We start from the raw sequence: 23322 nt of genomic DNA on the forward strand, positions 1-23322 counted from the left end.
GTGATTACCTGGTTGGGATATTATCCGGGAAGAACCAGACTTTTCTCGGGAAGATTCCGAGCAATACAAACGAGAATATCAACATTCCGATAATGCCCACCAATGCAAACCACGCATTTCTTCCGGTAAGGATTCTTGAAAGGAAGCGCATGTAACGTTGTTCCATTCTCGGGAAGAAACCGTGTTGGAAATCCTGTGTCCATTTGAATATTCTGAATCGGTAAGCCCACATAAATACAAATGAAATGATGGCCAAATGCCCGATGGCGCGCATGAGTTTTGAATCGTAAACGTTTCCGAGAATTACAAAAATCACGGCAATTATCGTAAAAATAATCGAATAGCGTTTCGCTGATCTTTTGGTCACATTTTTGTCTTCGATATCCATCGAACCGCCCGTCATCGCCGCGTTGATAATCATCGCCACAAATAACGAACCGGTCAGGGTTACGGTAAGTGTAATTGGGAAATAACGCATGAATTTACCCATTGTTCCCGGCCAAAGCAGGAACGGAAGGAACGCCATCAAAGTTGTCGCTGTCGACGAAATTACCGGCCAGGCGATTTCACCAATACCGATTTTCGAGGCGTGGTATCGGTCTATGCCTTTTTTCATGTTGGCAAACACGTTATCGACGACCACGATTCCGTCATCGACGAGCATCCCAAGACCCATTACAAGTCCGAAAAGCACCATTGTATTTAAGGTAAGTCCCGACGCTGAAAGAATTGTAAATGCAATCATCATCGATAATGGAATCGCAGCGCCCACGAAAAGTGAATTTCGCAATCCCATCGTAAACATCAATACGATCATTACGAGGATAATCCCGAAGATGATGTGGTTTGATAATTCATCCACCTGGTGCTCGACGCGCGACGATTGGTCGTTGGTCAGTTTCATCTGTAAATCGGCAGGAAGGTACGCCAGTTTTGCTTTTTCGAGTTTTTCCTTCACCTGTTCAATTGCCGAAATCATGTTCGTATTGGAACGTTTTTTTACGTTCAGCATCACGACTTCCTTGCCGCTTTCACGGGCGTAAGTCGTTTTTTCCTTTTCCTTAAAGCTTACAGTGGCGATGTCTTTGAGGTAAACGGTTCCGCCGTAAGATTTCACGATTACATTTTCGAGTTCTTTCGGGTCTTTGATTTCACCGATGATTCTGATGTTATTTCTTGAGCCTTGCGAAATTAGATTTCCGCCCGAAAGCGTCATGTTTTCGTATTTCACGGCATTTTGAATGTCGTCGAAAGTGACTTGTGCCGCGGTCATTTTGAAGATATCGACAGCGATTTCAACTTCTTTATCATCGACACCCAAAATCACCACATCTTTGACTTCCGGGATTTCCTCCAAGTCGTCTTCGATGAGTTTTCCGTAATCATTTAATTGCTGTGTGGTGTAATTTCCCTGCAGGTTGATGTTCAGGATCGGCACTTCTTCCGAAATATTCAATTCGAAAACGCTCGGTTCTACTTTTCCGCCGTTGTCAAGATTTGGCCAGTCGGTATCGGCTTTTACGATATCGACTTTATCTTTGGTTTTCTCTTTCGCCTGTTCAATCGTTACATCGTCTGAAAATTCGACGACAATCATTCCGTAATCCTGGAAGGAACTCGAACTGATTTTTCTACGCCGGAAATGTTCTTGATTTCCTTTTCAAGCGGCTTGACAATCAGTTTCTCAACATCTTCGGCAGAGTTTCCAGGGAAAACCGACGAGATGTAAATTTTATTTTCGATGACCTCAGGGAAATCCTCGCGCGGCATGGTAACGTAGGCGATGAGTCCCGTGATGACAATCAGTACTGTGAATATGTAAACGGTGACGCGATTGTCGACCGCCCAGCTTGAGATACTGAATTCGTGTTGTTTTTTCTCACTCATATTATTTGGTATTGGGTTTAGGGTATAAGGTTCAGGATTTGTGCTGAACCTTAACCATAAATAATTTTAGAAATTCAGTTTCATGCCTTCTGAAATCGCGTTGGCGCCTTCAATAACGATCATGTCCTTATCCGTCAATCCGCTTAAAATTTCAGTTACGTTTCCTGATGATTGTCCCGGTTTTATAACTGCTTTTTTAGCGACTCCGGTTTTTCCTGAGATTTGAGAAGCGACGAAAACAAATTTGTTTCCGGCACCGTCTTCCTGGATTACATTTGTTGGAACTACTACAGCATTTTTACTGGTGTAATCGATTACTTTCAGTTTTGCTACCTGATTCGGACGCAACAAATTGTCAGGATTAGGAACTGCGACTTCTATGGAGAAAGTCCTGTTCGCCGGATTGATGTTATTACCCACCTGGCGTACTTTTCCAACATAATTTTTACCTAAAGCAGCCAGTTCAACATCGACAGTTGTGCCTACTTTCAGTTTTCCGATATACGTTTCAGGAACAGAAGTCGAAATGTACATATTATTAAGGTTGACGATTCTCATCAAACCTTGTCCCGGAGCAACCACTTCGCCACGTTCTGTCAAAACTTCATCAATTACGCCTGAAATCGGAGCCGTAACGACAGTTTTTGCCAATTGCGCTTTCAGTTGTGAAACGGCTTTCTGCTGGCTCACCATATTGGTTTGTGCCTGTAGATACTGGATTTCAGAACCAATTTTCTGGTTCGCATAATCTTTTTTGGCGTTCGAAAGTCGTTTTTGCCAAAGCCGCCTGGGTTTCCAGTTGTGCAACCTGCTGGCTCAATCCGCCATCGTCAATTCTGCCTAAAACCTGGCCTTTTGTAACACTTTGACCGGCTTTTACGTTCAAAGTGGTCAGGATTCCTGAGAACTGCGGATAAATGATCAGGTTGTCTTTCGTGTCAACATTCCCCTGAATTTCAAGATAATGGCTGAAGGTCGTGTCTTTTACGGCAGCGATTGAAACCAATGCTTCCGGTTTTTTGTTGTCGGCGGCGCCAAGTGCTCCGTCAAGTTTTGCGATGTCGGCCTGCAGTGCGGTTCTTTTTTCCTGCATGGCTTTTTGGTCTTTCGACGCGATTAATTCGTCAACGCTTTTTTCCTTCGAACACGAAAGCAAAAGCAGTGAAAATGCGGATAATAAAAGTATCTTCTTCATTTGATTGTGATTATTTGGTGTTGATTATTTTTTCTAATGCGGCTTTTTTGTTGATGATGTTGACCATCGATTGCAGGTAATCCTGCTGTGCAGTGTAAAGTTGGCGTTGTGCTTCACTGAAATCAAAACTTGACGAAAGACCTTCGGTAAACTTGGTCTGCTGCTTTCTTTCGATGCGTTCGGCAAGATTCAGGTTGTTTTTTGTTGTTTCGAATTGCTCGATGCTGAAATCATATTCGCTTTTGGCTTTTTCATATTGCAGTTTGAGCATTTGCTCGGTTTCTGTCAATTGGGTTTTTGCCTGGTCGATGGCAATTTTAGCTTGTTGCGTTTTGGCGGCCTTTCCGAAACTGCTGAAGATTGGGATATTAAGACTTACACCAACACCAGAATTGTAATAATACTTCTGTGTGCTGTTAAAAAAAGTGAAGTCTTTGCCGAATGAATTCGTTCCCATATTCAAGCTTGCAGAAAGTGTCGGAAGTGCTTTGCTTCTTTGCAATTTGTACTCTAAAGTGCGTTGTTCCGTAAAATTCACAGCCATCTGATAATCGATATTTTCTGTGACATTGAAGGTGCTTTGCGAAAATGCCGCATCAAGATTGCTCACTGTAAGTGCATCGAGTTTGTCATTAAGTTTTAAATCCGATTCTATCTCTAAACCCAGCGTAAGTTTCAGCATTTTGTAATTGATGTCGAGTAATCTCCTGGAATTGGCAAGATTGATGTTGACTGTTCCAAGTGTAATCTGAAGCTGCTCAACATTTTCTTCTTCGATCAAACCGTTTTTAAAAGTTTTGTTCGTGTCGGATAAAGTCTTTTCTAAAACGCTTTTGTTTTTTTGAGAATCGCGATGCTTTCTTCGGTCAGTAAAACATTGCCATAAGCATTGATGACCATTTCGCGCACTTCGACTGCGTTTTTTCTTTTGGCATTCTGATAGTACTGAAGATAAGTTTTAGAAGCTTTCAAAGCGACTAAATACGAACCGTCAAAAATGAGCTGGCTTAAAGTCCCGCGGATGCCAAGGCTTTGCTTCGGACTGAATTCAACCGCCGCAAATTCGCCAGGGCAGCCGTACTGTCTACAAATTGTGCCGGAACAACCGATTTCGGAATTACAAAATTGTAAGTATAATCTACAGCGCCGTTAATTTGTGGCAAACCAGCAGCAGTAGTTTCCCATTTTTTGGCTTTTGCAATATCGATGTCACGCGTCGAATTGACTGCCGAATAATTGTGTTCCAAAGCATAGCTGATGGCTTCATTGAGGCTCATCGAATAGCTTTGCTTGGTGTCCTGAGACCGCGCAGTTACTGCGGCGACAAGCAATGTGATTAAAAATAACTGTTTCATTTGATTGTTGGATTATATGATGGTTTTAAGTAATTGTTTCTCTAATTCTATAATGCCTTCGGGCGTTCCCATGGCCCAGCATGTGGTATTCGATAGCGCCGAGTTCAAGGCGCTCTGCTTCTTTTTCAAGCCTTGTATTTTCATTAATGCTGAAAGTCAGGATGTAATGAAACTGACTGTACATTTCGATGTCAATGTTTTTTCTGAACAAACCCTGATCGATACCCTTTTGGATATTGTGCTTCATGTAACGGCTGCATTCCTCGTATTCCTGGCTGATTACTTTTTGGTAAATTTCCGGATAATGCTTTTTCAATTGGTAAAGCGGTGACGTTTCTGCCGATTGGAATACGCCTTTAAACATCTTCTTGATTTCGAAATTTTCTTCTATCGCATTGTAATCTTTGCTAATGATTTCTTCAATAATCTGGTAAACCGTTTTATGCAAAGTTTCAGTGCTTTCCTCAATCAGAACTTCTTTGTTGATGAAATATTTGTAAATCGTTTTTTTCGAAATGCACATTTCACCGGCAATATCATCCATGGTAATGCTCTTAAAACCAAGTTTTAAAAACATCTCTGTCGCTTTTGCTATAATTTTGTCTTTCATTGTGTTGTAATCTCCGAAATGTTAAAAATTTCATTGCAAAAGTACTTTGGAAACTTTGAATACAAAAATAGTTTCCAAAGTATTTACATTTATTTAACATTTGGGTGAAGTCGAAAGGCGAAAGTCAAAAGTCGAAAGACTGCAGTTTGTAATAATCAAGCGGTATAGCTTTTCCTTTCGGCTTTAAACTTTCGACTAATTAACTTAATTTAGCCGAAAAATACTTTCATGCAGTCTATTTATCGATACCAGGAACTGATTTCCAATTATCTTAACGAGCAGATTTTAGTTGCTGAACCGAAAAATCTTTACGAGCCGATCCACTATGTTTTGTCGGATGGCGGAAAAAGATTGCGGCCGACACTAACGCTGATGACTGCAGAAATCTTCGATGCCGATTACCAAAAAGCGCTTCCCGCAGCATTGGCGGTTGAGGTTTTTCACAACTTTTCACTCGTTCACGACGATATCATGGATGATGCACCATTGCGCCGCGGCAAAGAAACCGTTCATGAAAAATGGAGCATCAACACCGGAATTCTGTCAGGCGACGCCATGCTGATTTTGGCATATAGATATTTTGAGCAATACGAACCGAAAGTCTTCCGCGACCTTGCGAAAGTCTTCAGTAAAACCGCGCTCGAAGTCTGCGAAGGCCAGCAATGGGATGTTGATTTTGAAAATCGCGACGACGTTACGATTCCCGAATACCTTAAAATGATTGAATATAAAACGGCAGTTTTGGTAGCCGCAGCGATGAAAATGGGCGCCATTATTGCCGAAACTTCCGAAGAGAATTGCAAGTTGATTTATGATTTCGGATTGAATCTCGGCATCGCGTTCCAGCTCCAGGATGATTTTCTTGATGCATTCGGGGATCCGCTTACTTTCGGAAAACAGGTCGGCGGCGACATCATCGAAAATAAAAAAACGTATCTTTATTTAAAGGCTTTTGAATTTGCCGATAAAACGCAGGCAGAACAACTCACGCATTTATTTTCCATCCGCCCTGACGACAACACTGAAAAAATCAACATGGTAAAACAGATTTTTGATGCTACCGGAGCGTCTGATGAGACACAACAGGCGATTCATGATTACACTTTTAAAGCTTTTGAGACGCTTCAGAAAATTGGAATTGACAATGAAAAGAAAGCTGTCTTGAAGTCTTTTGGGGAAAATCTGATGGGAAGAAAAGTGTGAAATTTCAATGTCAATTTCAAAAATCAATATCAAATGAATTGTGTTGAATTTTGAAATTGAGCTTGATTTTTGCCATTGATTTTTTGAACTTACTATGAATTACATCGCGCCACTTAACGCCGACAACCTACTTTCCGAAGCCGAAAGCGAAAACCTGTACCTCAAGCTCATCGAACAGCTCAACAAAGATTTCAACCTGGCCAACGAAGGTGTCGACTTTCCGATGAGCACCAATCCGGAAGAGCTGAAAGTACAATTGCATGAGAAAATTTACCGCCTGATTCAGTATAAATTTGCCGAATACCTCAATTTGCTTTACATCATTGACGTGAATGAAAACGAAATCAAAAAACTGGACGGCTCCGATATCTCAGAATTGGCAGGCCAAGTGTCGTTTTTGATTTTGAAAAGAGAATGGCAGAAAGTGTGGTTTCGGAACAAGTTTTGAAAATCAACTTCAATTTCAAAATTCAATGTCAAATAGAACACTTTAGGCCTCTGTAATTTTACAATTGAGATTGATTTTTGAATTTGCCATTGATTTTTGAATCCCTTGATTTTATGATAAGTTTAAGTCATAATTGCAGAAAATATTTACGAGATTGTTGTAATTGTCGTACTTTTGCAAAAATATTTTTAACAAATTAGGACATTCAACAATATTATGGATAGGTTTTCCTTTTTAAACGCAGCCCACACTGAATTTTTTGCCGAATTATACGATCAATATTTACAAAATCCCGATAGCGTAGAACCAAGCTGGAGAAGCTTTTTCCAGGGTTTCGACTTCGGAATGACCACTTATAATGAAGAGAATGGTTACGGAAATCAGGCAGCACAATTGGCCGGTGCCGCAACTTCAAACCAGGATTTCAGCAAGATTTCAGAAAAACTGCAAAAGGAATTCAACGTCCTGAAACTCATCGATGCCTATCGCACGCGCGGGCATCTGTTCACCAAAACCAATCCGGTTCGCGACAGAAGGACTTATACGCCGACACTCGATATCGAGAATTACGGCCTTACCAAAGAAGATTTAACGACGGTTTTTGATGCGGCAAAAGCGATTAAAATTGCGCCTTGCACGCTTCAGGAAATTTTAGGGCACTTAGATAAAATTTACTGCGAATCCATCGGAGTAGAGTATATGTACATCCGTAAACCCGAAGTAATACAGTGGATTCAGGACAAAATCGGCTACAACGACAACATCCCGAAATTCAATCCGGAACAAAAGAAAAACATCCTTGAAAAGTTAAACGAAGCGGTTTCTTTCGAGAACTTCCTTCACACCAAATATGTCGGCCAAAAACGTTTCTCACTTGAAGGCGGCGAATCTATTATCCCCGGGCTAGACGCGTTGATTGAAGCCGCAGCCGAGAAAGGCGTAGAGCAATTCGTAATGGGAATGGCGCATCGTGGTCGTCTCAACGTTTTGGCGAACATCTTCAAGAAATCAACGCAGGATATTTTTTCCGAATTTGACGGAAAAGATTACGATGACGATGCCTTATTCGATGGCGACGTGAAATATCACCTGGGATTGACTTCCGACAGGCAGACGAAATCAGGAAAAAGCATCAATATCAATTTAGCCCCGAACCCTTCTCACCTTGAAACTGTCGGAGCTGTTATCGAAGGCATTACACGCGCCAAACAAGACCGCTATTTCCCGGACGATTTTTCTAAAGTTTTACCGATTGCGCTTCACGGAGATGCGGCCGTGGCCGGACAGGGAATCGTTTACGAGATTGTGCAAATGGCGCAGCTTGACGGTTACAGAACCGGTGGGACGATTCATATCGTCATCAACAATCAGGTTGGATTTACGACGAATTACCTCGATGCACGCTCATCAACTTATTGTACAGATGTTGCAAAAGTGACGCTTTCTCCGGTATTGCACGTCAACGCTGATGATACAGAAGCAGTCGTTCACGCGATGTTATTCGCACTCGATTTCAGGATGCAATTCGGAAGCGACGTTTTCATCGACTTGTTAGGTTACAGAAAATACGGGCACAACGAAGGTGACGAACCGCGTTTTACACAGCCGAAATTATATAAACTCATCGCGAAGCATAAAAATCCGAGAGATATTTATGCCGAGAAATTACTCGCAGAAGGCATCATCGACAACACTTTCGTGAAAAGCCTCGAAGAAAAATATAAAGCCGATTTAGAGCATAACCTTGAAGCGTCGCGCAAGAAAGATCTGACCATCATCACGCCGTTCATGCAAAATGAATGGCAAGGTTTCAAACAGGCAAATCAGGCAGAAATGCTTGAAAAAGTCAACACAACTTTTCCGAAAGATGGCTTGACAAAAATCGCCGAAGTCATCACAAAATTGCCTTCCGACAAAAAATTCATCAGCAAAATCGAAAAGCTGATCAATGACAGGAAGACGATGTATTTCGATACCGATAAACTGGATTGGGCTATGGCCGAATTGCTGGCGTACGGCTCACTCCTGACCGAAGGTTATGATGTCAGGATTTCAGGACAGGACGTTGAAAGAGGTACTTTCTCGCACCGCCACGCCGTTGTAAAAGTCGAAGATTCAGAAGAAGAAGTGATTTTATTACAACAATTGCCGGAAGCGAAAGGGAAATTCCATATCTATAATTCACTTTTATCAGAATACGGCGTAGTTGGTTTCGACTACGGATATGCTTTGGCGAGTCCGAAAACACTAACGATCTGGGAAGCACAATTTGGGGATTTCTCCAACGGGGCACAAATCATGATCGACCAGTACATTTCTGCCGCCGAAGACAAATGGAATAATCAAAACGGACTCGTGATGCTATTGCCACACGGTTACGAAGGCCAGGGTGCAGAACACTCATCAGCGAGAATGGAGCGTTATTTGCAGCAATGTGCCAACGAAAATATGTTCGTGGCCGATTGTACGACGCCGGCCAATTTCTTCCATTTATTGAGAAGACAGATGAAAACGACTTACAGAAAACCTTTGATCGTATTCACTCCGAAAAGTTTGTTGCGTGATCCGCGCGTGGTTTCGTCTGCAGAAGAATTCGCAACCGGAAGTTTCGAGGAAACGATTGACGACGTGAATGTGAACAAAGCGGATGTGAAAACGCTGGTTTTCGTTACCGGAAAATTCTATTACGATTTGAATACCGAACGTGAAAACAATGGCAGAAAAGATGTTGCTTTGGTCAGAATCGAACAATTATTTCCATTGCCGGTTGAGCAATTAAAAGCAATTATCGCTTCTTACCCGAATGCCGACGATTTCGTCTGGGCGCAGGAAGAGCCGAGAAATATGGGTGCTTACAGTTACATGTTGATGAATTTTGATTTGGTAAAACTCAGAGTCGCTTCACTAAAAGCATACAGCGCACCGGCAGCCGGAAGTTATGCCCGTTCGAAAAAACGTCATGCGGCTGCGGTTGCGATGGTTTTTGATAAGAATTTGTTTAGCTAAATGCCGACAGTTTTAGTTATTGACGGCTTTCGTTTTTTCTTTTACAGCAATGAGCATTGCCTAAACATATTCACATTGAGAAAGCTGAAAAAACAGCCAAATTCAATTTAGAAAACATCGAATTAGTGAAGTCTTCTGCGTTTAACGCATCAGAATTGAAACAAATTCGTAATTTAGTTGAGGAAAATCAACAACTTTTAATACAAAAATGGGATGAGTTTTTCAGTAATCACTAAATCCAATAACGCGGTAACATTGCTTTCGCAGATTCTAAAATGATAGTTTTTTTAGAAGATGGAAGGGAATTGCCTATTCCGCTGGAATGGTTTCCGAGATTGAGAAAAGCAACCGAAGAGCAGTTAAAAAAATGGCGTTTCATAGGAAAAGGTGAAGGCGTTCATTGGGAAGAAATTGACGAAGACATTTCCATAGAGAATTTATTACATTAAACATTACACCAATAAAATTATATACAGATGATTTTAGAAATGAAAGTCCCTTCACCGGGCGAATCAATCAAAGAAGTCGAAATCGCAACATGGCTTGTAAAAGACGGCGATTATGTTGAAAAAGACCAGGCAATTGCCGAAGTAGATTCAGATAAAGCGACGCTTGAGTTACCAGCCGAAGCAAGCGGAATCATTACGCTTAAAGCGGAAGAAGGCGATGCGGTTGCCGTTGGTGCTGTCGTTTGCCTTATTGATACCGACGCGGCAAAACCTGCCGGTGGAGTCGAAAGTCAAAAGTCCGAAAGTCCGAAAGAAGAAGCTCCAAAAGTAGAAGAAAAGAAACCTGAAGCAAAAGTGGAAGCGCCAAAAGCTGCACCGGCCCCAACTTCATATGCATCAGGAACACCGTCTCCTGCCGCTAAAAAAATATTAGACGAAAAAAATATACAGCCAACTGATGTAACCGGAACTGGAAAAGCGGGCCGCATCACCAAAGAAGATGCCGTTAATGCTACACCATCAATGGGAACGCCAACCGGTGGCAACCGTGGTTCAGAGCGCACAAAATTATCAATGCTTCGCAGAAAAGTAGCCGAAAGACTCGTAGCTGCGAAGAACGAAACGGCGATGCTGACGACTTTCAACGAAGTTAATATGACGCCAATCAATTTGATTCGTAATGAATACAAAGATGCGTTTAAGGCGAAACACGGCGGTTTAGGATTGGGTTATATGTCATTCTTTACCAAAGCTGTAACCAGAGCGCTGAAATTATTCCCGGATGTGAATTCAATGATTGATGGAAATGAAAAGATTTCGTATGATTTCTGCGATATTTCCGTAGCTGTTTCAGGGCCGAAAGGTTTAATGGTTCCTGTCGTAAGAAGCGCAGAAAACCTGACTTTCCGGGGTGTTGAAGCAGAAATCAAAAGACTTGCCATCCGCGCACGCGACGGTCAGATTACCGTTGACGATATGACCGGAGGGACCTTTACGATTTCTAACGGTGGCGTTTTCGGAAGCATGCTTTCTACGCCAATCATCAATCCGCCGCAATCCGGAATTTTGGGAATGCACAACATTATTGAGCGTCCGATTGCCGTAAATGGTCAGGTGGAAATCCACCCGATGATGTACGTCGCTTTGTCTTACGACCACAGGATTATTGACGGAAGAGAATCTGTTGGTTTTCTGGTTGCCGTAAAAGAAGGCCTTGAAAATCCTGCTGAATTACTGATGGATAACAATCCGATGAAAGCATTGGAGTTGTAATATTTCAATCTTTATGAAAATAAAATCCCGCCTTGAAATTCAAAGCGGGATTTTTTTCGTAATTAAATTTCCCCTTAATTCTTCACAATCTTAAATGTTTTTTCAATTCCCGCAGATTTCACTTTTACAATATAAGTACCCTTGGCAAAATTCGAAAAATCGACTTTTTCCTGCAGCTTATTGCCTTTTACAGTTTTTAATTCCTGACCCAAAAGCGATGTGACTGAAATGCTGTCGATAGCCTCAACACCGGAAACAGTCAGCATTCCTGCAACCGGATTCGGCGCCACATTGATATTTCTGTAAATAAATTCAGGTGTTTTTAACGGCGCGACAAGCGCTGTCGTTACGGTATTGGTGACAATCGGATCATTAAAATCGAAGTAAATACCAGCGGCATTCGCAATGATATCGCCAAGCGCAACTGTAGCTGACGGCTTGATTTTGTAAGTAATATAACCGTGGCTTGATGGCTCATCGGCATCGCTTTGCGGGAGATAGATGTTTTCGAAAAGAAATTCAGCGTTGTTATCTTTTTGTTTCAAACGGCAATTGTGGCTGCTGCTGATAATTTCCATTGAATTCCAGTCGAGCTTGCTGTCGAGTTCATCAAAAATCCTCACATTGACAGCACTTGCTGTTCCTGTATTCTGGAAACGAATTGTGTAATGCAGGTAATCGTCGGCCTGTTCTTCGGTAATGGTGGCGCCTTCGTGAACCGTTATGTCATTAGGATCTAATGAATTGACGACTGTTTGCGACAGAACGGCAGTATTGTCTGAAGGAGTTGCATCTGCGTCGACCGGAATTGATGCAGTAAATGTTACAACATCGCCTGAATTGACAACAGGATTGGTATACAGTTGAAAATTTACATTCCTGAATATTTTTGATTGAAAAGGCTCCAGGTTCGTGAAATTAAATTGCAGGTTATTGCTTGTAGCATTAGCAGGTGCAGGATTACTGCTTACAAATGTCATCGCGCTGTTATCGAATGATAAAGTTGCTATTCCCGTTTGGGTGGTGCTTCCATTATTAAAAATTACGAGACTATAACCGCTCACAAAACCAGGGCGTGAGTCGCCGTAAGGGATCAGCAAAATTTCCAGGTCGTTCACTGCTGTGTTTGGAACGATGCAAAAATCCATAAAATCATTATCGCAGGTATTGACCAAGGTTACTTCTGCAGGATTTGGTGTTATCGTGAAATAATCAGGAATTTCCGGAAGGCTGACAACATTCGTTCCTAAGCTCGCCAATATGAAGTACGGCGAATTGTAACCGGAAGGGTAAGGTTCATGATTTTGTGAAATGTAGGTTTCCGGTCCGACAACATTTTTTACCTTTAGATTGGGCGTGTTCAACTGAGTAGGGAACATGCTGTATTGTTAAACTTAACAAACCCGGTTATCCAGTTTTTCGCAACAGCCAGATAAGCAAAATTTACGCTGCATTCATTGGGTGTATCGTTAAGACAAACCTTATATCTCAAATAATAAATACCTTCCTGAACCGTAGGGGCAATGGTTATTGCGCCAGTAGCATCGACCGAAATTCCGTTTGGCGCCGATATCTGGGTTACGGTAACCAGCGAGGCATTTTCCAAGAGGCTCTGGCCGTCGATGGTGTCGTTTAAAAGCACATTAGCAGAAGTTCCCTGACAGATCGGATTGAAATGATCGGTATTTGTTTGCAGGTCAGAATCAGATGTAACGGTTATAAATACATTCGCACCATCACCAGATCCGGAAAAGTAACTGAGATAGTAGGTGAAATAATAACTTCCCGGAGTGATGCCCGACGCAACGCTCACATCGCCGCTCGCAGGGTCAACGATAATGCCTTCGGGCAAACTGGTAAGAGATATCCAGGGCACTCCCGGGGAAGCCGGGATAGCCGCAAGTGGTATCATTACTCAAAATATTACCTACAGTTCCCCCCGTTACGCCATAAACTGAAAAATTATCATCATTTGCATTCACATAGGCTTCGGCAATCCATAGCGGAAACTGGCCATAATCACAAATCTGGGGGTTGGCAAGATCGCATATCGTATAAGTCACCATGCCGTTAGTGATGTAATTGGCAAATATATAAGTATTGCCGTCATTGTAGGATATGTTCGCGCCATCATAATTAAACTGGATGGATACGTTATCAATAATATTATTATTGTTGTTGTAATAAGTATTGGCATGAACAGGCATTCCATAGTAAGAATCATTGGCCAAAATATCTTCAGAAACGTAAGAATCGCCACAAACTGAGGCATAAGCATAAAAATTGTCGGATTGATTGGCAGCGTTGAGCAATGCTACTTTTCCAACAGCGCAATTCTCAGGATGTGCAATTTCGCAAATCTGGTATTCAATCACATAATGCTGCGTCGGTGTACCCGGATTTAAAATCGCTGCACCGGTAGCAGTATCAATATTAAAATATTGGTTGGTCGTTGAAAGCTGCGTAATCGTAACCGTAGAAAGCGAAGCTGCTACACCATCTAAAGTGTCATTCGCCAGAATATTTTCGATGACGGTGTTTCCTGTAACAAATTGCGAAACGCTGCCATGGTCTTCTCCGACCACAAGCACACTATTCGGAAAACTGGCGACTACTACAGTCACAGTAGCCGTTGCAGTATTGCCAAGTGCATCCGTGATGGTATAGGTAAAAGTATCGATGCCGCTAAAACCCGCATTCGGTGTATACAAAACGGTATCGTCCGACGGATCGTTCGCGTTATCGTTTGCAAATACGGAAGCAATGCCATTTGTCGCTTGTGAAGTAATTTCGATACCAGTGCCAAAACCGTGCCTTCACTGCCAAACGAATCATTAGATAGCACATTAATTACGACAGGCGTGTCTTCCGTCGTTGTCGCGTTATCGTCGACAGCCGTGAGATTGCTGACATCTACGACAATTACGATGTTAACCGTCGCTGCGGCAGTATTTCCGGCGCAATCTGTAACAGTATATTCGAAAGAATCTGAACCAATAAAGCCTGATTCAGGTGTATAAATTACCTGGTCATCCGCCATATCGGCTGTCTGGTAGGTTGCTACATTTGCCGTGCCATGCGCAGCCGGGACACTTATGCTTATGTAAGCAACCCCTCCGGGGTTAAAGACGTCATTACTGAGCACATTGCAAAAAATCGGCTCGTCGATATTGGTGGCGAAAGAATCTGAGAAGGCTTCAGGCAGTGATGTCGGGCAACTTCCTACCGTAATAGTTACCATGGCAGAGCTAAAATTACTTACGCTGTCTGAGATTGTATAGGCAAACGTATCAGTACCGATAAATCCGCCGTTTGGCGTATAAATAATCGTATCGTCCGTTGGGTCTTCGGGTGTGCCATTAGTAAGCACATCAACAGAACCACTTGACGGATATTGTGATATTCCGATAGGTACAGCGCCCTGGGCCATATCCGCCGAACGAATCGTTTTGCAATACATTTATCACGACAGGCGTATTTTCAGCCGTCGAAGCCGCATCATCGCCTGCGGTTTGCGAAAATGCTTTGCCACCCAACAGCAGCAAAAAAATAACCGGTAATCTAAAGTAGTTTTTTCTCATATCTCGAAGTGTATCAATCAAATATAGGAAATTTTAACATTAATGATATAATTGTAAAAGCGATAATTAAAGGCAAAAAATCCCGCCCTGAAAAGAACGGGATTTGATTCAGTTTAAAATTATTCTTTGATGATTTTGATTGTTTTGACTTTTTTGCCGGATTCAATTTTCAAGAAATAAACACCGGAAGCAAGCTGTGATAAGTCAATTTGTGTTTGTGCAGCAGCAGCGCCTCTTGAAACGACAATTTTTCCTGTGACATCGGTTACAGAAAGCGAACTGATGTTTTCTTTTAAGCGAAATATGCAACACATCTTTCACGGGATTCGGATAAAATTTAAAGGTATCATCATTGAACTGATCTGCTGAAAGTACGGCTACAAATGCAGTCGAAACCGTATTGGTCACAATCGCAGGATTGAAATCAAAATAGATGTCAGCTGTATTTTCAATAACATCCCCAATAACATAGCCCGCTTTTGGTTTCACTTTGAAAGTCACATAACCATGTCCGACTGTAGGATCATCTTCACCTGACGGCGGCAAATCAATCGCATAAAAATGCCAGATTAAATTGCTGCCTGTTCTTTCAAGGCTGTAAGTCGCACTCGCGTCAACCATCTTAACAGTAGTTTCGTCAAGTTTTGGGTCAAGTGTATCGGTTACATTGATGTTGACGGCATTGGCGGTTCCGGTATTTTCAAAACGGATGGTGTAAGTCAGGTAATCGTTGGCAGTAAATCCGAAATGCAGGATCTCGCTGCCATGGCTTTCAGATTTATCATTCGGATCATAAGAACCCACAATGGTTTGTGTCAATGACGAAGTGTTATTGGCCAGATTGACATCTGTTCCCGGAATCGTTACGGTTGCGGTTGCGGTCACCAAATCGCCCAGATTTATGGTCGGAATGGTCGGTGTTTGTAATCTCACCCAAATATACTCCGTTTGGTACGGTGGTAAATTGGTAAAATTGTAAGTAACACCGGTGGGTGTAATCGTGCCGTAAGAATCTACTATTGTAACTGTTGGGTCTTTCACAAAAGTGACAGTGCCCGAAGCAATCGGTTGTGTAGAATTATTCGTGTATGAAATATAATTGTAATAAGTAAACCCTGGTCTTGGCGGCGGATTAAATCCAATCACATTCACTGCAACATCCTGGTAAGGCGTCACCGTTACCGGAAAATTATAAGTCGTGATTCCCGAACCCGGTGCTACCGTTACATTTGGATAATCTGCAGTACAAACGTTGTACGCCGAAAATTCACTGTCTGTCGTATAACTCAGATGATAAGTCGTCGTCGGATTGGATTCATACAAATAATACGGTGTCGAATATAAACTATGCTGAATGCCGTCGCCATTGATTTCATAATTGAAATGCCCTAACGGGAAATTGGCTTCACCAAAATCCTGCGTACCGTTGGCATTGTCGTCTATAAAGGCATTTAGTTTTATTCCGTCAGATAAATTCAGCGAGAAATTGCCCATCTGCGACGCATAACCTGAAACCTCCTGACTGTTATATGTTCCTTCAAAAGACGCTTCCAGCTGCGGGAAAAAACCAAAATTCACGTCATCTTGCGTGAGGATATGTGTTGCATAAAAAAGTAGTCGAATCAGTTTCTCCCGGCGCCAAGCTGGCAATTGGCCCGCCTTCGATGTTAATCTGGAAACTGTTTTGAATGTCTATGTTGGTAATGGGCAAATTTCCGTTATTGGTCAACGTAAAAGCATAAGAAATAAGGTCGCCTACACTGGTAAATCCGTCGCCGTTGTAATCTGAATAAGTAACCGTATAAGTGCTGCCCATCGGAGATATTACCTGAACATTTACAGATGTCGTTGAGCAATTGGCCGGGTTGGCATTTTCACAAACTGTGTAAGAGCCAAGCTGATAATAGCCCATAGCAAGCGTTGAAGGGACGGTTAAAAAGCCATTCGCATCAACTGTTATTCCCAAACTGCTGTCAAACGAAGTCGTCAGCGTAACATCAGCAACATTCAATGGCAATCCGTGCAAAGTATCGTTGGCAAGCAGCGAAACAGTATTTCCAACGTTTGCAATTGAGTAAACATCATCGTTGTGCGCATTCACATTATAGTCGTCGATGATTGTAACTGGTAAATCAAAACTCGTGTTGTAAACATTTCCTGAAGTTATTTCGGCGTGTACCGTAAAATTCTCCAGGCCTTCCTCAAGCGTATCTAAAAACATCGGGATGTAAATATCCTCGCTGAAAGACTGTTGTCCGGGCGGAATGGTTAATGTTGCAGTATAAGGCGCATAATCTGCCGCTGTTGCCGTACCCGGAACGGTTGTGATGTTCACTACTACCGGTGTTGCAATTGGTGCTGTCATTGCAGCCATTATATGTATACCACCACCTTCAATGATCATTTCCTGCTTGTTGCCGGAATAGGCATCGAGAACAAAATCAGGAAGCCCGTCATTATCGATAATCGTGCAATTTGTTGTAACAGGAGAATTGCTGATTCCGGCTGAAACCGCAGTTGCGGTAAATTGCTCAACAGGCTCGTCAATACCGTCATCGGTTGTGTCAATTGAGAAGGAAGTATAGGTTTGTCCCGCAGGGATGACTTTTGTTTGCGGTGTAGCCGTAAAATCGCCCGTGCCGGCGGTTCCCGCAGAAGGTGTCAGCGTAATCGTAATCGGGCTGTTAAACGGATTACTCAGGTTAGCATAAACTGTAGCATCATATCCTTCAGTAGTCTGATAAGAAGCAAGTGAAAGTGACGGAACCGTATCGTCATCAATAATCGTCACGGGATAAACAGCCGAATTATTTGCTGTATTGCCCGAAGTCACCGTAAAAGTAATCGTAAAAGTTTCATCGCTTTCCGGAGTGTTGTCTATAGTAGTCATATAAGGCACCGCAAGAGAAGTCTGCCCTGCAGGAATAATATAATTCCAGTTAACCGGTGTATAATCTGCCAATGTAGCCGTGCCGTCAGCAGAATTGACCGTTACGGCAATGTCGCTGTGAAAAGGATTACTCAGGTTCAGGTAGGCCGAACTGCCGGTACCTTCGATAAGATTGGCGGATAAATATTGATGAAGTGTCGGCGGAGCGTCATTATCAATAATCGTAACATATTGTGAAACCTCGTTGTTTTGGGTACTTCCTGAAGTCACTGTAGCATTAAGCGAAAAACTTTCATTCTGCTCGATGTCGCCATCGTCGCCCGTAACAATCGTCAGCAGCCCGGTTGATAATTGTCCGGCCGGAATGGTTACCGTTGCAGCAAACGGCGCGAAATCTGCCGAATTGGTTTCATTGTAAACGCTGACAATATCTATTACAACAGGCGTAGCGCTTACACTGTAAAGATTGGCTGAAAATACATACGAATCGCCTTCAATCAGGCTGTAACTGCCTGAAGCGCTTGATAGATAAAAAATTTGCGCCGAAGCATTACGGCTTCCTAATGCGAAAAGTAAAAGGAGCAGCAGTTTGAGGTAATTTTTTTTCATGTGATTATCTTTTGGTTTGTGACTTGATTCTTTTAAACAAACAAAATAGGAAAAACCCTAATACTGTAAAAATAAAAAGCAAAAAACTTATTTTAAACAGTTGATTTATAATTAAATACAAACTTTAAATAAAATTTACAATCTTACCGCAAATACAAATTGCAACTGTCATAATCGAGAATCGCTTTTCCGTCAATCAGGATGTCGGCACCGATAATGCCGTTTACAGGCTTTGCCTTGTGCTGCGTAAGGGCTTCATTCACGTGCGACAGATCAAAAATAACAAGGTGCAATGCACTGCTTTTCCAACTTCCAATCTGCAAAGAATTGTTTTTAGAAACCTGCGTAATCATTCCGGTAGCGCCCGCGCCGGCAGCTTTGGTCTTTGATTTTTTAGCCTCAAGCGCAAAGAAACCGACAGATTCAAACCCGACACAACTGTTTGAGGCACCGGTGTCTAAAATGAAAGTGCCTGAAATGCCGTTGATTTTGGCTTTCAGCAATAAATGCCGCGTTCTGGTAATCCTGAATTTTATTTTTTTGTATTTGTTCTTTTTAAGCAGTTCCTGAAGGTTTTCCATTGTATATTTTATCCCGTATTGGGCTTATTTATTATCTTGTAATGTACAAAACTAACCCAATTCAGGTATAAAACCTAGCCAAAATCCCTAACTTTGCCGCATGATTATTACTGATACGCATTCGCATATTTACAGCGAAGAATTTGCCGAAGACCACAACGAAATGATGCAACGCGCCTTTGATTCCGGCGTCAAACGCATCTTCGTGCCGTCAATCGACTCCACATACACGCAAAAAATGTATGAAATGGAAGCGCAATATCCGGAAAACGTTTTCCTGATGATAGGCCTGCATCCTACTTACGTGAAAGACAATTACGAAGCCGAGCTCACTTTCGTGGAAACGGAATTGGCAAGGCGAAAATTCTGCGCCATCGGCGAAATCGGCATCGATTTATTTTGGGATAAAACGCGTTTGAAAGAACAACAGATTGCATTCCGCCGACAAATTCAATTGGCGAAACAATACAAATTGCCCATCAATATCCATTGCCGTGATGCGTTCGATGAGGTTTTCGAAATATTAGAAGAAGAAAAATCTGCAGAATTATGGGGCATTTTTCACTGCTTCACCGGAAATTACGAACAGGCATTGCAGGCGATTTCGTGCAATATGAAACTTGGCATCGGTGGCGTCGTGACGTTCAAAAACGGAAAAATCGACCAGTTTTTACAACAAATCGATATTAAAAATATCGTCTTGGAGACTGATGCGCCGTATCTCGCGCCAATTCCGTACCGCGGCAAGCGCAACGAAACGGCTTACATCATCAATGTCGTGCAAAAACTGTCGCAGATTTACGGTCTTCCTGAAACCGAAATCGCAGCGATAACAACAGAAAATTCACGTCAGGTATTCGGGATTTAATGAAAACGCAACGCCGGATTCAATAAAATTTCGTTCTTTTGTTATACCAAATAAAATAATGCAATGCAGAAATTCGACGCAATCCGTCCGTTTTATGACGCCGAAATCAACGAAGCCATCCAGAAAGTGGTGAACCATCCGATGATGAAAGCGCTGATGGATTTTACTTTTCCAGATGTCGATGACGAAGTCTGGAAGGAACAACTCAAAAAAACGCATTCGATTCGCGATTTCCAATGTAATTTTATTTATAAATCGGTGATGCAGGTGCTCGAGAAAACTTCTGAAGGGCTTACCACGTCAGGCTTTGAAAAACTCGAACCCAATACGTCTTACCTTTTTATCTCGAACCACCGTGATATCATTTTAGATACTTCATTGATCAACGCATCGCTTTTCGATCACGGATTGGTCATGACCGCTTCGGCAATTGGTGACAATCTCGTGAAAAAAGCTTTCCTGCTGATATTGTCTAAAATGAACCGTAATTTCTTGGTTTTACGTGGATTACCGCCACGCGAATTATTGCAGGCCTCGAAATTAATGGCCGAATATATCGCACAATTGCTGCTTCGCGAAAATCGTTCTGTCTGGATTGCACAGCGCGAAGGCCGCACCAAAGATGGTAATGACGCCACACATCCGGGCGTTTTGAAAATGCTTGCGATGGGTTCGGATGAAGCCAATTTAATGGATTATTTCAAGAAAGTGAAAATTGTGCCGGTTTCGATTTCCTACGAATATGACCCGACCGACGCGCTCAAAATGCCGCAACTGATGGCCGCAGCGAACAACGAGATTTACATCAAGGAAAAGAACGAAGATTTCATGACGCTTCTGAGCGGTATCATGGGACAGAAGAAACGCATCCACATTCACGTTGGTGATGTCTTAGAGAAGGAACTGGATGAAATCAAAGTTGAATTTGACAATTCTAACAAGCAAATCCAGGCATTGGCGCAGGTGATTGACGATTCGATCCTGACTTCATATAAATTATGGCCGACGAATTATATTGCTTACGACATTCTTCATAAGACCGATAAATTCAGGCACAAATACACCGAAAACGAAAAATCGCTTTTCGAACGCCGGCTTGAAATGAGGATTGATGAAGACAACCCGATCCAGGTGGAAGGCTTTTTGGCGATGTATGCCAATCCGGTTGTCAATAAATCGAAATACGAAAATGTTGTCTAAGGCGCGAATACTCCTGATTTACACCGGCGGTACCATCGGTATGATGAAAGATTTTGAGACCGGCGCGTTAAAGGCATTCAACTTCAGTAAATTGTTGCAGCGCATTCCCGAACTCAAGCAACTGGATTGTGAAATCGAGACCATTTCGTTTGAAAATCCGATTGATTCGTCAAATATGAATCCGGAAAAGTGGGTCAAAATGGCGTCAATCATCGAAGATAATTACGATAATTTTGATGGATTTGTAGTATTGCACGGCTCGGATACGATGTCATACTCGGTTTCTGCATTGAGTTTTATGCTGGAGCATCTTTCAAAACCTGTGATATTTACAGGTTCGCAATTGCCGATCGGTGATTTGCGCACCGATGCTAAAGAAAATCTTATTACTGCCATTCAGATCGCCTCGTTACACGAAAAAGGAAAACCGGTAATCAGTGAAGTCTGCCTTTATTTCGAATACAAATTGTACCGCGGCAACCGCACGACAAAAATCAACGCGGAACATTTTAAGGCATTCACGTCGTCTAACTACCCGCCGCTTGCAGAATCGGGCGTGCATTTAAAGTTGAATCGTGAATATTTCCTTCCGAAGAACACGCAAAAATCCCGCGGCAAAGCAAATCATCGTGCATAAGGCACTCGATAATAATGTTGCTATCATCAAAATGTTTCCGGGCATCGGTGAAGCCGTATTATCTGCGATGCTCAATATTGAAAACCTCAAAGGAATTGTCCTTGAAACCTATGGCGCCGGAAATGCACCTACTGAAAAATGGTTCCTTGACCTTCTTAAAAAATCAATCGATAACGGACTCCATATCATCAACGTTACCCAATGTTCCGGCGGAAGCGTGAGTATGGGTCATTATGAAACCAGTACTTCGATGAAAAAAATCGGGGTGATTTCCGGCAAGGATATTACCACCGAAGCCGCGATTACCAAGCTGATGTACCTTTTGGGCAACAAGTCGCGCACAATGTTTTCAAGACGATTTTTGAAACGTCACTTCGTGGTGAAATCGCATAAAAAAAGCGGGATATAATTTCCCAAACCCGATTTTCGTACTATATTTGCAGCCTTGACTTTTAGAAGGGTGTCCGAGTGGTTGAAGGAGCAAGCCTGGAAAGTTTGTATGTGGGCAACTGCATCGTGGGTTCGAATCCCATCCCTTCTGCTAAGAAATGACATGCTCCCAAACGGGAACTAAAAAGCCTTTAAATTTTCGTTTAAAGGCTTTTTTATTGGTATTTATTACAATTTAAAAGTAAATCCATCCGATACTTTCGCATCATATTTGACCTGATCGAATTTATAAAAATAAGAGCCCTTTCTTGAAGACTTCATGTCCTTTTCCTCCGTTTTCAATAAAATGTCGAGCGAATTGATCTTGTTGATGAAATTGCGCTTGTCGAGTTTTTCTCCTAAAATCGTTTCATAAAGTGTTTGTAATTGCTTCATCGTAAATTTTTCAGGCAACAGCTCAAATCCGATTGGTTTTGTCGAAGCACGGTAACGCAGGCGGCTCATCGCATTGGCAACCATCACATTATGGTCGAAAATAAGATTTGGTGCTTCATCGATGTTGAACCATTTTGCAGAAAATCGTCCGTTAAGCGCACTATGCTCCGGAATATCAATCAGCGCATAGTAAGAGACCGATACCGTTCGTTCAACCGGATCGCGGTCTAAGGCACTGTAGGCACGCAGTTGCTCCATGTAAACATTCTCCAATCCGGTCAGGTGATTCAAAACACGGATTGCGGCATCGTCGAGCGTTTCATCCTTTTTGAGGAAGCCGCCCATAAGCGACCAATGCCCTTTTTCGGGTTCAAAATCACGCTTAATCAATAAGATTTTGAGGTTTTTTTTATCGAATCCAAAAATAATGCAATCGACAGCCAACAACACGGTATCCTGATCTTTATAGTTTTCCATTTGTGCTAAAAAGCGGCAAGATACTAACAATGGCGCTAATTTCCAAGCCTTTTTAATTTCCCAAGATAATGCAGATTTGGCAATAGAGAACGTTTGAGTATTGCGTTGTTGACAATTATTTTATGTTAAAATTTCACATATCATTTTTTTTTCATTGTTTTTTAAAAATTTTAACTATTTTTGGAAGTGTAAAAAACACATTTATTAAACTAACCAAATTTTTAATGAT

General features: G+C 42.1%; 22 protein-coding genes, 1 tRNA gene and 3 pseudogenes. 10 read left to right on the top strand and 16 right to left on the bottom strand.

The window, feature by feature from the left end; all coding sequences use genetic code 11:
* Nucleotides 1-4: 4 nt before the first annotated feature.
* The 7 genes and pseudogenes from ACSLFW_RS05045 to ACSLFW_RS05075 form a co-directional block, all read right to left on the bottom strand.
* Nucleotides 5-1887, bottom strand: a pseudogene (locus tag ACSLFW_RS05045) (efflux RND transporter permease subunit).
* 66 nt (nt 1888-1953) lie between these two features.
* A complete protein-coding gene (locus ACSLFW_RS05050; protein ID WP_436554891.1) occupies nt 1954-2694 on the bottom strand; it encodes an efflux RND transporter periplasmic adaptor subunit in 741 nt (246 codons plus the stop codon).
* A complete protein-coding gene (locus ACSLFW_RS05055; RefSeq protein WP_436554892.1) occupies nt 2609-3082 on the bottom strand; it encodes a biotin/lipoyl-binding protein in 474 nt (157 codons plus the stop codon). Before ACSLFW_RS05055 ends, ACSLFW_RS05050 begins: the two co-directional genes overlap by 86 nt.
* A 10-nt stretch (nt 3083-3092) precedes the next feature.
* Entirely contained in the window at nt 3093-3863 is a 771-nt protein-coding gene (locus ACSLFW_RS05060) for a TolC family protein (protein ID WP_436554893.1), read from the bottom strand.
* Nucleotides 3864-3904: 41 nt separating this feature from the next.
* On the bottom strand, nt 3905-4054 hold the full coding sequence (locus tag ACSLFW_RS05065; RefSeq protein ID WP_436554894.1) for a hypothetical protein: 150 nt from the start codon (nt 4052-4054) through the stop codon (nt 3905-3907).
* 35 nt (nt 4055-4089) lie between these two features.
* Nucleotides 4090-4437, bottom strand: coding sequence for a hypothetical protein (locus ACSLFW_RS05070; RefSeq protein ID WP_436554895.1), 348 nt, complete (start codon nt 4435-4437; stop codon nt 4090-4092).
* A gap of 25 nt (nt 4438-4462) precedes the next feature.
* Nucleotides 4463-5047 carry a TetR/AcrR family transcriptional regulator gene (locus ACSLFW_RS05075; RefSeq protein WP_436554896.1) on the bottom strand — a complete coding sequence of 195 codons (585 nt, stop codon included), beginning with the start codon at nt 5045-5047 and terminating at the stop codon, nt 4463-4465.
* 228 nt (nt 5048-5275) lie between these two features.
* On the opposite strand from ACSLFW_RS05075, the gene ACSLFW_RS05080 reads away from it, so the two are divergent.
* From ACSLFW_RS05080 to odhB, 6 genes are all read left to right on the top strand, one after another.
* Complete coding sequence (locus ACSLFW_RS05080; protein WP_436554897.1) at nt 5276-6250, top strand: polyprenyl synthetase family protein; 975 nt, start codon at nt 5276-5278, stop codon at nt 6248-6250.
* A 94-nt stretch (nt 6251-6344) separates the two neighbouring features.
* Complete coding sequence (locus ACSLFW_RS05085) at nt 6345-6698, top strand: hypothetical protein (RefSeq protein ID WP_436554898.1); 354 nt, start codon at nt 6345-6347, stop codon at nt 6696-6698.
* A 216-nt stretch (nt 6699-6914) separates the two neighbouring features.
* A complete protein-coding gene (locus ACSLFW_RS05090; protein ID WP_436554899.1) occupies nt 6915-9704 on the top strand; it encodes a 2-oxoglutarate dehydrogenase E1 component in 2790 nt (929 codons plus the stop codon).
* A 56-nt stretch (nt 9705-9760) separates the two neighbouring features.
* Complete coding sequence (locus ACSLFW_RS05095; RefSeq protein WP_436554900.1) at nt 9761-9940, top strand: DUF4160 domain-containing protein; 180 nt, start codon at nt 9761-9763, stop codon at nt 9938-9940.
* A gap of 39 nt (nt 9941-9979) precedes the next feature.
* A complete protein-coding gene (locus tag ACSLFW_RS05100; protein ID WP_436554901.1) occupies nt 9980-10153 on the top strand; it encodes a DUF2442 domain-containing protein in 174 nt (57 codons plus the stop codon).
* A 27-nt stretch (nt 10154-10180) separates the two neighbouring features.
* Nucleotides 10181-11425 (top strand): 2-oxoglutarate dehydrogenase complex dihydrolipoyllysine-residue succinyltransferase, encoded by a 1245-nt coding sequence (odhB, locus tag ACSLFW_RS05105; protein ID WP_436554902.1) that lies wholly within the window; start codon nt 10181-10183, stop codon nt 11423-11425.
* 74 nt (nt 11426-11499) lie between these two features.
* Here the strand turns inward: odhB and ACSLFW_RS05110 are convergent, their stop codons facing one another.
* The 8 genes and pseudogenes from ACSLFW_RS05110 to ACSLFW_RS05145 all read right to left on the bottom strand — a co-directional run bounded on the left by ACSLFW_RS05110 (nt 11500) and on the right by ACSLFW_RS05145 (nt 19086).
* Nucleotides 11500-12804, bottom strand: coding sequence for a T9SS type A sorting domain-containing protein (locus ACSLFW_RS05110; RefSeq protein ID WP_436554903.1), 1305 nt, complete (start codon nt 12802-12804; stop codon nt 11500-11502).
* Complete coding sequence (locus tag ACSLFW_RS05115) at nt 12786-13301, bottom strand: hypothetical protein (protein WP_436554904.1); 516 nt, start codon at nt 13299-13301, stop codon at nt 12786-12788. Before ACSLFW_RS05115 ends, ACSLFW_RS05110 begins: the two co-directional genes overlap by 19 nt.
* Nucleotides 13255-14220, bottom strand: a complete 966-nt coding sequence (locus ACSLFW_RS05120) for an Ig-like domain-containing protein (protein ID WP_436557375.1) — start codon at nt 14218-14220, stop codon at nt 13255-13257. Before ACSLFW_RS05120 ends, ACSLFW_RS05115 begins: the two co-directional genes overlap by 47 nt.
* A 137-nt stretch (nt 14221-14357) precedes the next feature.
* Nucleotides 14358-14885, bottom strand: a pseudogene (locus ACSLFW_RS05125) (Ig-like domain-containing protein); the annotation flags it as partial.
* A 240-nt stretch (nt 14886-15125) separates the two neighbouring features.
* Entirely contained in the window at nt 15126-15290 is a 165-nt protein-coding gene (locus tag ACSLFW_RS05130) for a T9SS type A sorting domain-containing protein (protein ID WP_436557376.1), read from the bottom strand.
* Nucleotides 15211-16584: a DUF7619 domain-containing protein gene (locus tag ACSLFW_RS05135; protein WP_436554905.1), complete on the bottom strand. Its 1374-nt coding sequence runs from the start codon at nt 16582-16584 to the stop codon at nt 15211-15213. The genes ACSLFW_RS05130 and ACSLFW_RS05135 overlap by 80 nt, the downstream gene beginning before the upstream one ends.
* A gap of 1 nt (nt 16585) precedes the next feature.
* Nucleotides 16586-18505: a Calx-beta domain-containing protein gene (locus tag ACSLFW_RS05140; RefSeq protein ID WP_436554906.1), complete on the bottom strand. Its 1920-nt coding sequence runs from the start codon at nt 18503-18505 to the stop codon at nt 16586-16588.
* 143 nt (nt 18506-18648) lie between these two features.
* Nucleotides 18649-19086, bottom strand: a complete 438-nt coding sequence (locus ACSLFW_RS05145; RefSeq protein ID WP_436554907.1) for a retropepsin-like aspartic protease — start codon at nt 19084-19086, stop codon at nt 18649-18651.
* Between the two features lie 100 nt (nt 19087-19186).
* Here ACSLFW_RS05145 and ACSLFW_RS05150 point away from each other — a divergent pair, with 100 nt between their 5' ends.
* From ACSLFW_RS05150 to ACSLFW_RS05165, 4 genes and pseudogenes are all read left to right on the top strand, one after another.
* Nucleotides 19187-19954: a TatD family hydrolase gene (locus tag ACSLFW_RS05150; RefSeq protein WP_436554908.1), complete on the top strand. Its 768-nt coding sequence runs from the start codon at nt 19187-19189 to the stop codon at nt 19952-19954.
* Between the two features lie 63 nt (nt 19955-20017).
* Nucleotides 20018-21154, top strand: a complete 1137-nt coding sequence (locus ACSLFW_RS05155) for a 1-acyl-sn-glycerol-3-phosphate acyltransferase (RefSeq protein ID WP_436554909.1) — start codon at nt 20018-20020, stop codon at nt 21152-21154.
* Nucleotides 21144-22184, top strand: a pseudogene (locus tag ACSLFW_RS05160) (asparaginase). Before ACSLFW_RS05155 ends, ACSLFW_RS05160 begins: the two are co-directional and overlap by 11 nt.
* A gap of 61 nt (nt 22185-22245) precedes the next feature.
* Nucleotides 22246-22332, top strand: a tRNA-Ser gene (locus tag ACSLFW_RS05165).
* 77 nt (nt 22333-22409) lie between these two features.
* On the opposite strand, the gene ACSLFW_RS05170 is transcribed toward ACSLFW_RS05165, so the two are convergent.
* Nucleotides 22410-23093 carry an NUDIX hydrolase gene (locus tag ACSLFW_RS05170; RefSeq protein WP_436554910.1) on the bottom strand — a complete coding sequence of 228 codons (684 nt, stop codon included), beginning with the start codon at nt 23091-23093 and terminating at the stop codon, nt 22410-22412.
* Between the last annotated feature and the right edge of the window lie 229 nt (nt 23094-23322).

The sequence above is a fragment of the Flavobacterium sp. 3HN19-14 genome, from assembly GCF_051373205.1.
Classification (GTDB): Bacteria; Bacteroidota; Bacteroidia; order Flavobacteriales; family Flavobacteriaceae; genus Flavobacterium.

Excerpts from the sequence above, each read along its gene's own strand:
- ACSLFW_RS05090 (WP_436554899.1), top strand. The coding sequence starts at position 6,915 with ATGGATAGGTTTTCCTTTTTAAACGCAGCCCACACTGAATTTTTTGCC.
- ACSLFW_RS05085 (WP_436554898.1), top strand. The coding sequence starts at position 6,345 with ATGAATTACATCGCGCCACTTAACGCCGACAACCTACTTTCCGAAGCC.
- ACSLFW_RS05150 (WP_436554908.1), top strand. The coding sequence starts at position 19,187 with ATGATTATTACTGATACGCATTCGCATATTTACAGCGAAGAATTTGCC.
- ACSLFW_RS05110 (WP_436554903.1), bottom strand. The coding sequence starts at position 12,804 with ATGTTCCCTACTCAGTTGAACACGCCCAATCTAAAGGTAAAAAATGTT.
- ACSLFW_RS05080 (WP_436554897.1), top strand. The coding sequence starts at position 5,276 with ATGCAGTCTATTTATCGATACCAGGAACTGATTTCCAATTATCTTAAC.
- ACSLFW_RS05055 (WP_436554892.1), bottom strand. The coding sequence starts at position 3,082 with ATGAAGAAGATACTTTTATTATCCGCATTTTCACTGCTTTTGCTTTCG.
- ACSLFW_RS05100 (WP_436554901.1), top strand. The coding sequence starts at position 9,980 with ATGATAGTTTTTTTAGAAGATGGAAGGGAATTGCCTATTCCGCTGGAA.
- ACSLFW_RS05070 (WP_436554895.1), bottom strand. The coding sequence starts at position 4,437 with ATGAAACAGTTATTTTTAATCACATTGCTTGTCGCCGCAGTAACTGCG.
- ACSLFW_RS05155 (WP_436554909.1), top strand. The coding sequence starts at position 20,018 with ATGCAGAAATTCGACGCAATCCGTCCGTTTTATGACGCCGAAATCAAC.
- ACSLFW_RS05140 (WP_436554906.1), bottom strand. The coding sequence starts at position 18,505 with ATGAAAAAAAATTACCTCAAACTGCTGCTCCTTTTACTTTTCGCATTA.
- odhB (WP_436554902.1), top strand. The coding sequence starts at position 10,181 with ATGATTTTAGAAATGAAAGTCCCTTCACCGGGCGAATCAATCAAAGAA.
- ACSLFW_RS05145 (WP_436554907.1), bottom strand. The coding sequence starts at position 19,086 with ATGGAAAACCTTCAGGAACTGCTTAAAAAGAACAAATACAAAAAAATA.
- ACSLFW_RS05170 (WP_436554910.1), bottom strand. The coding sequence starts at position 23,093 with ATGGAAAACTATAAAGATCAGGATACCGTGTTGTTGGCTGTCGATTGC.
- ACSLFW_RS05075 (WP_436554896.1), bottom strand. The coding sequence starts at position 5,047 with ATGAAAGACAAAATTATAGCAAAAGCGACAGAGATGTTTTTAAAACTT.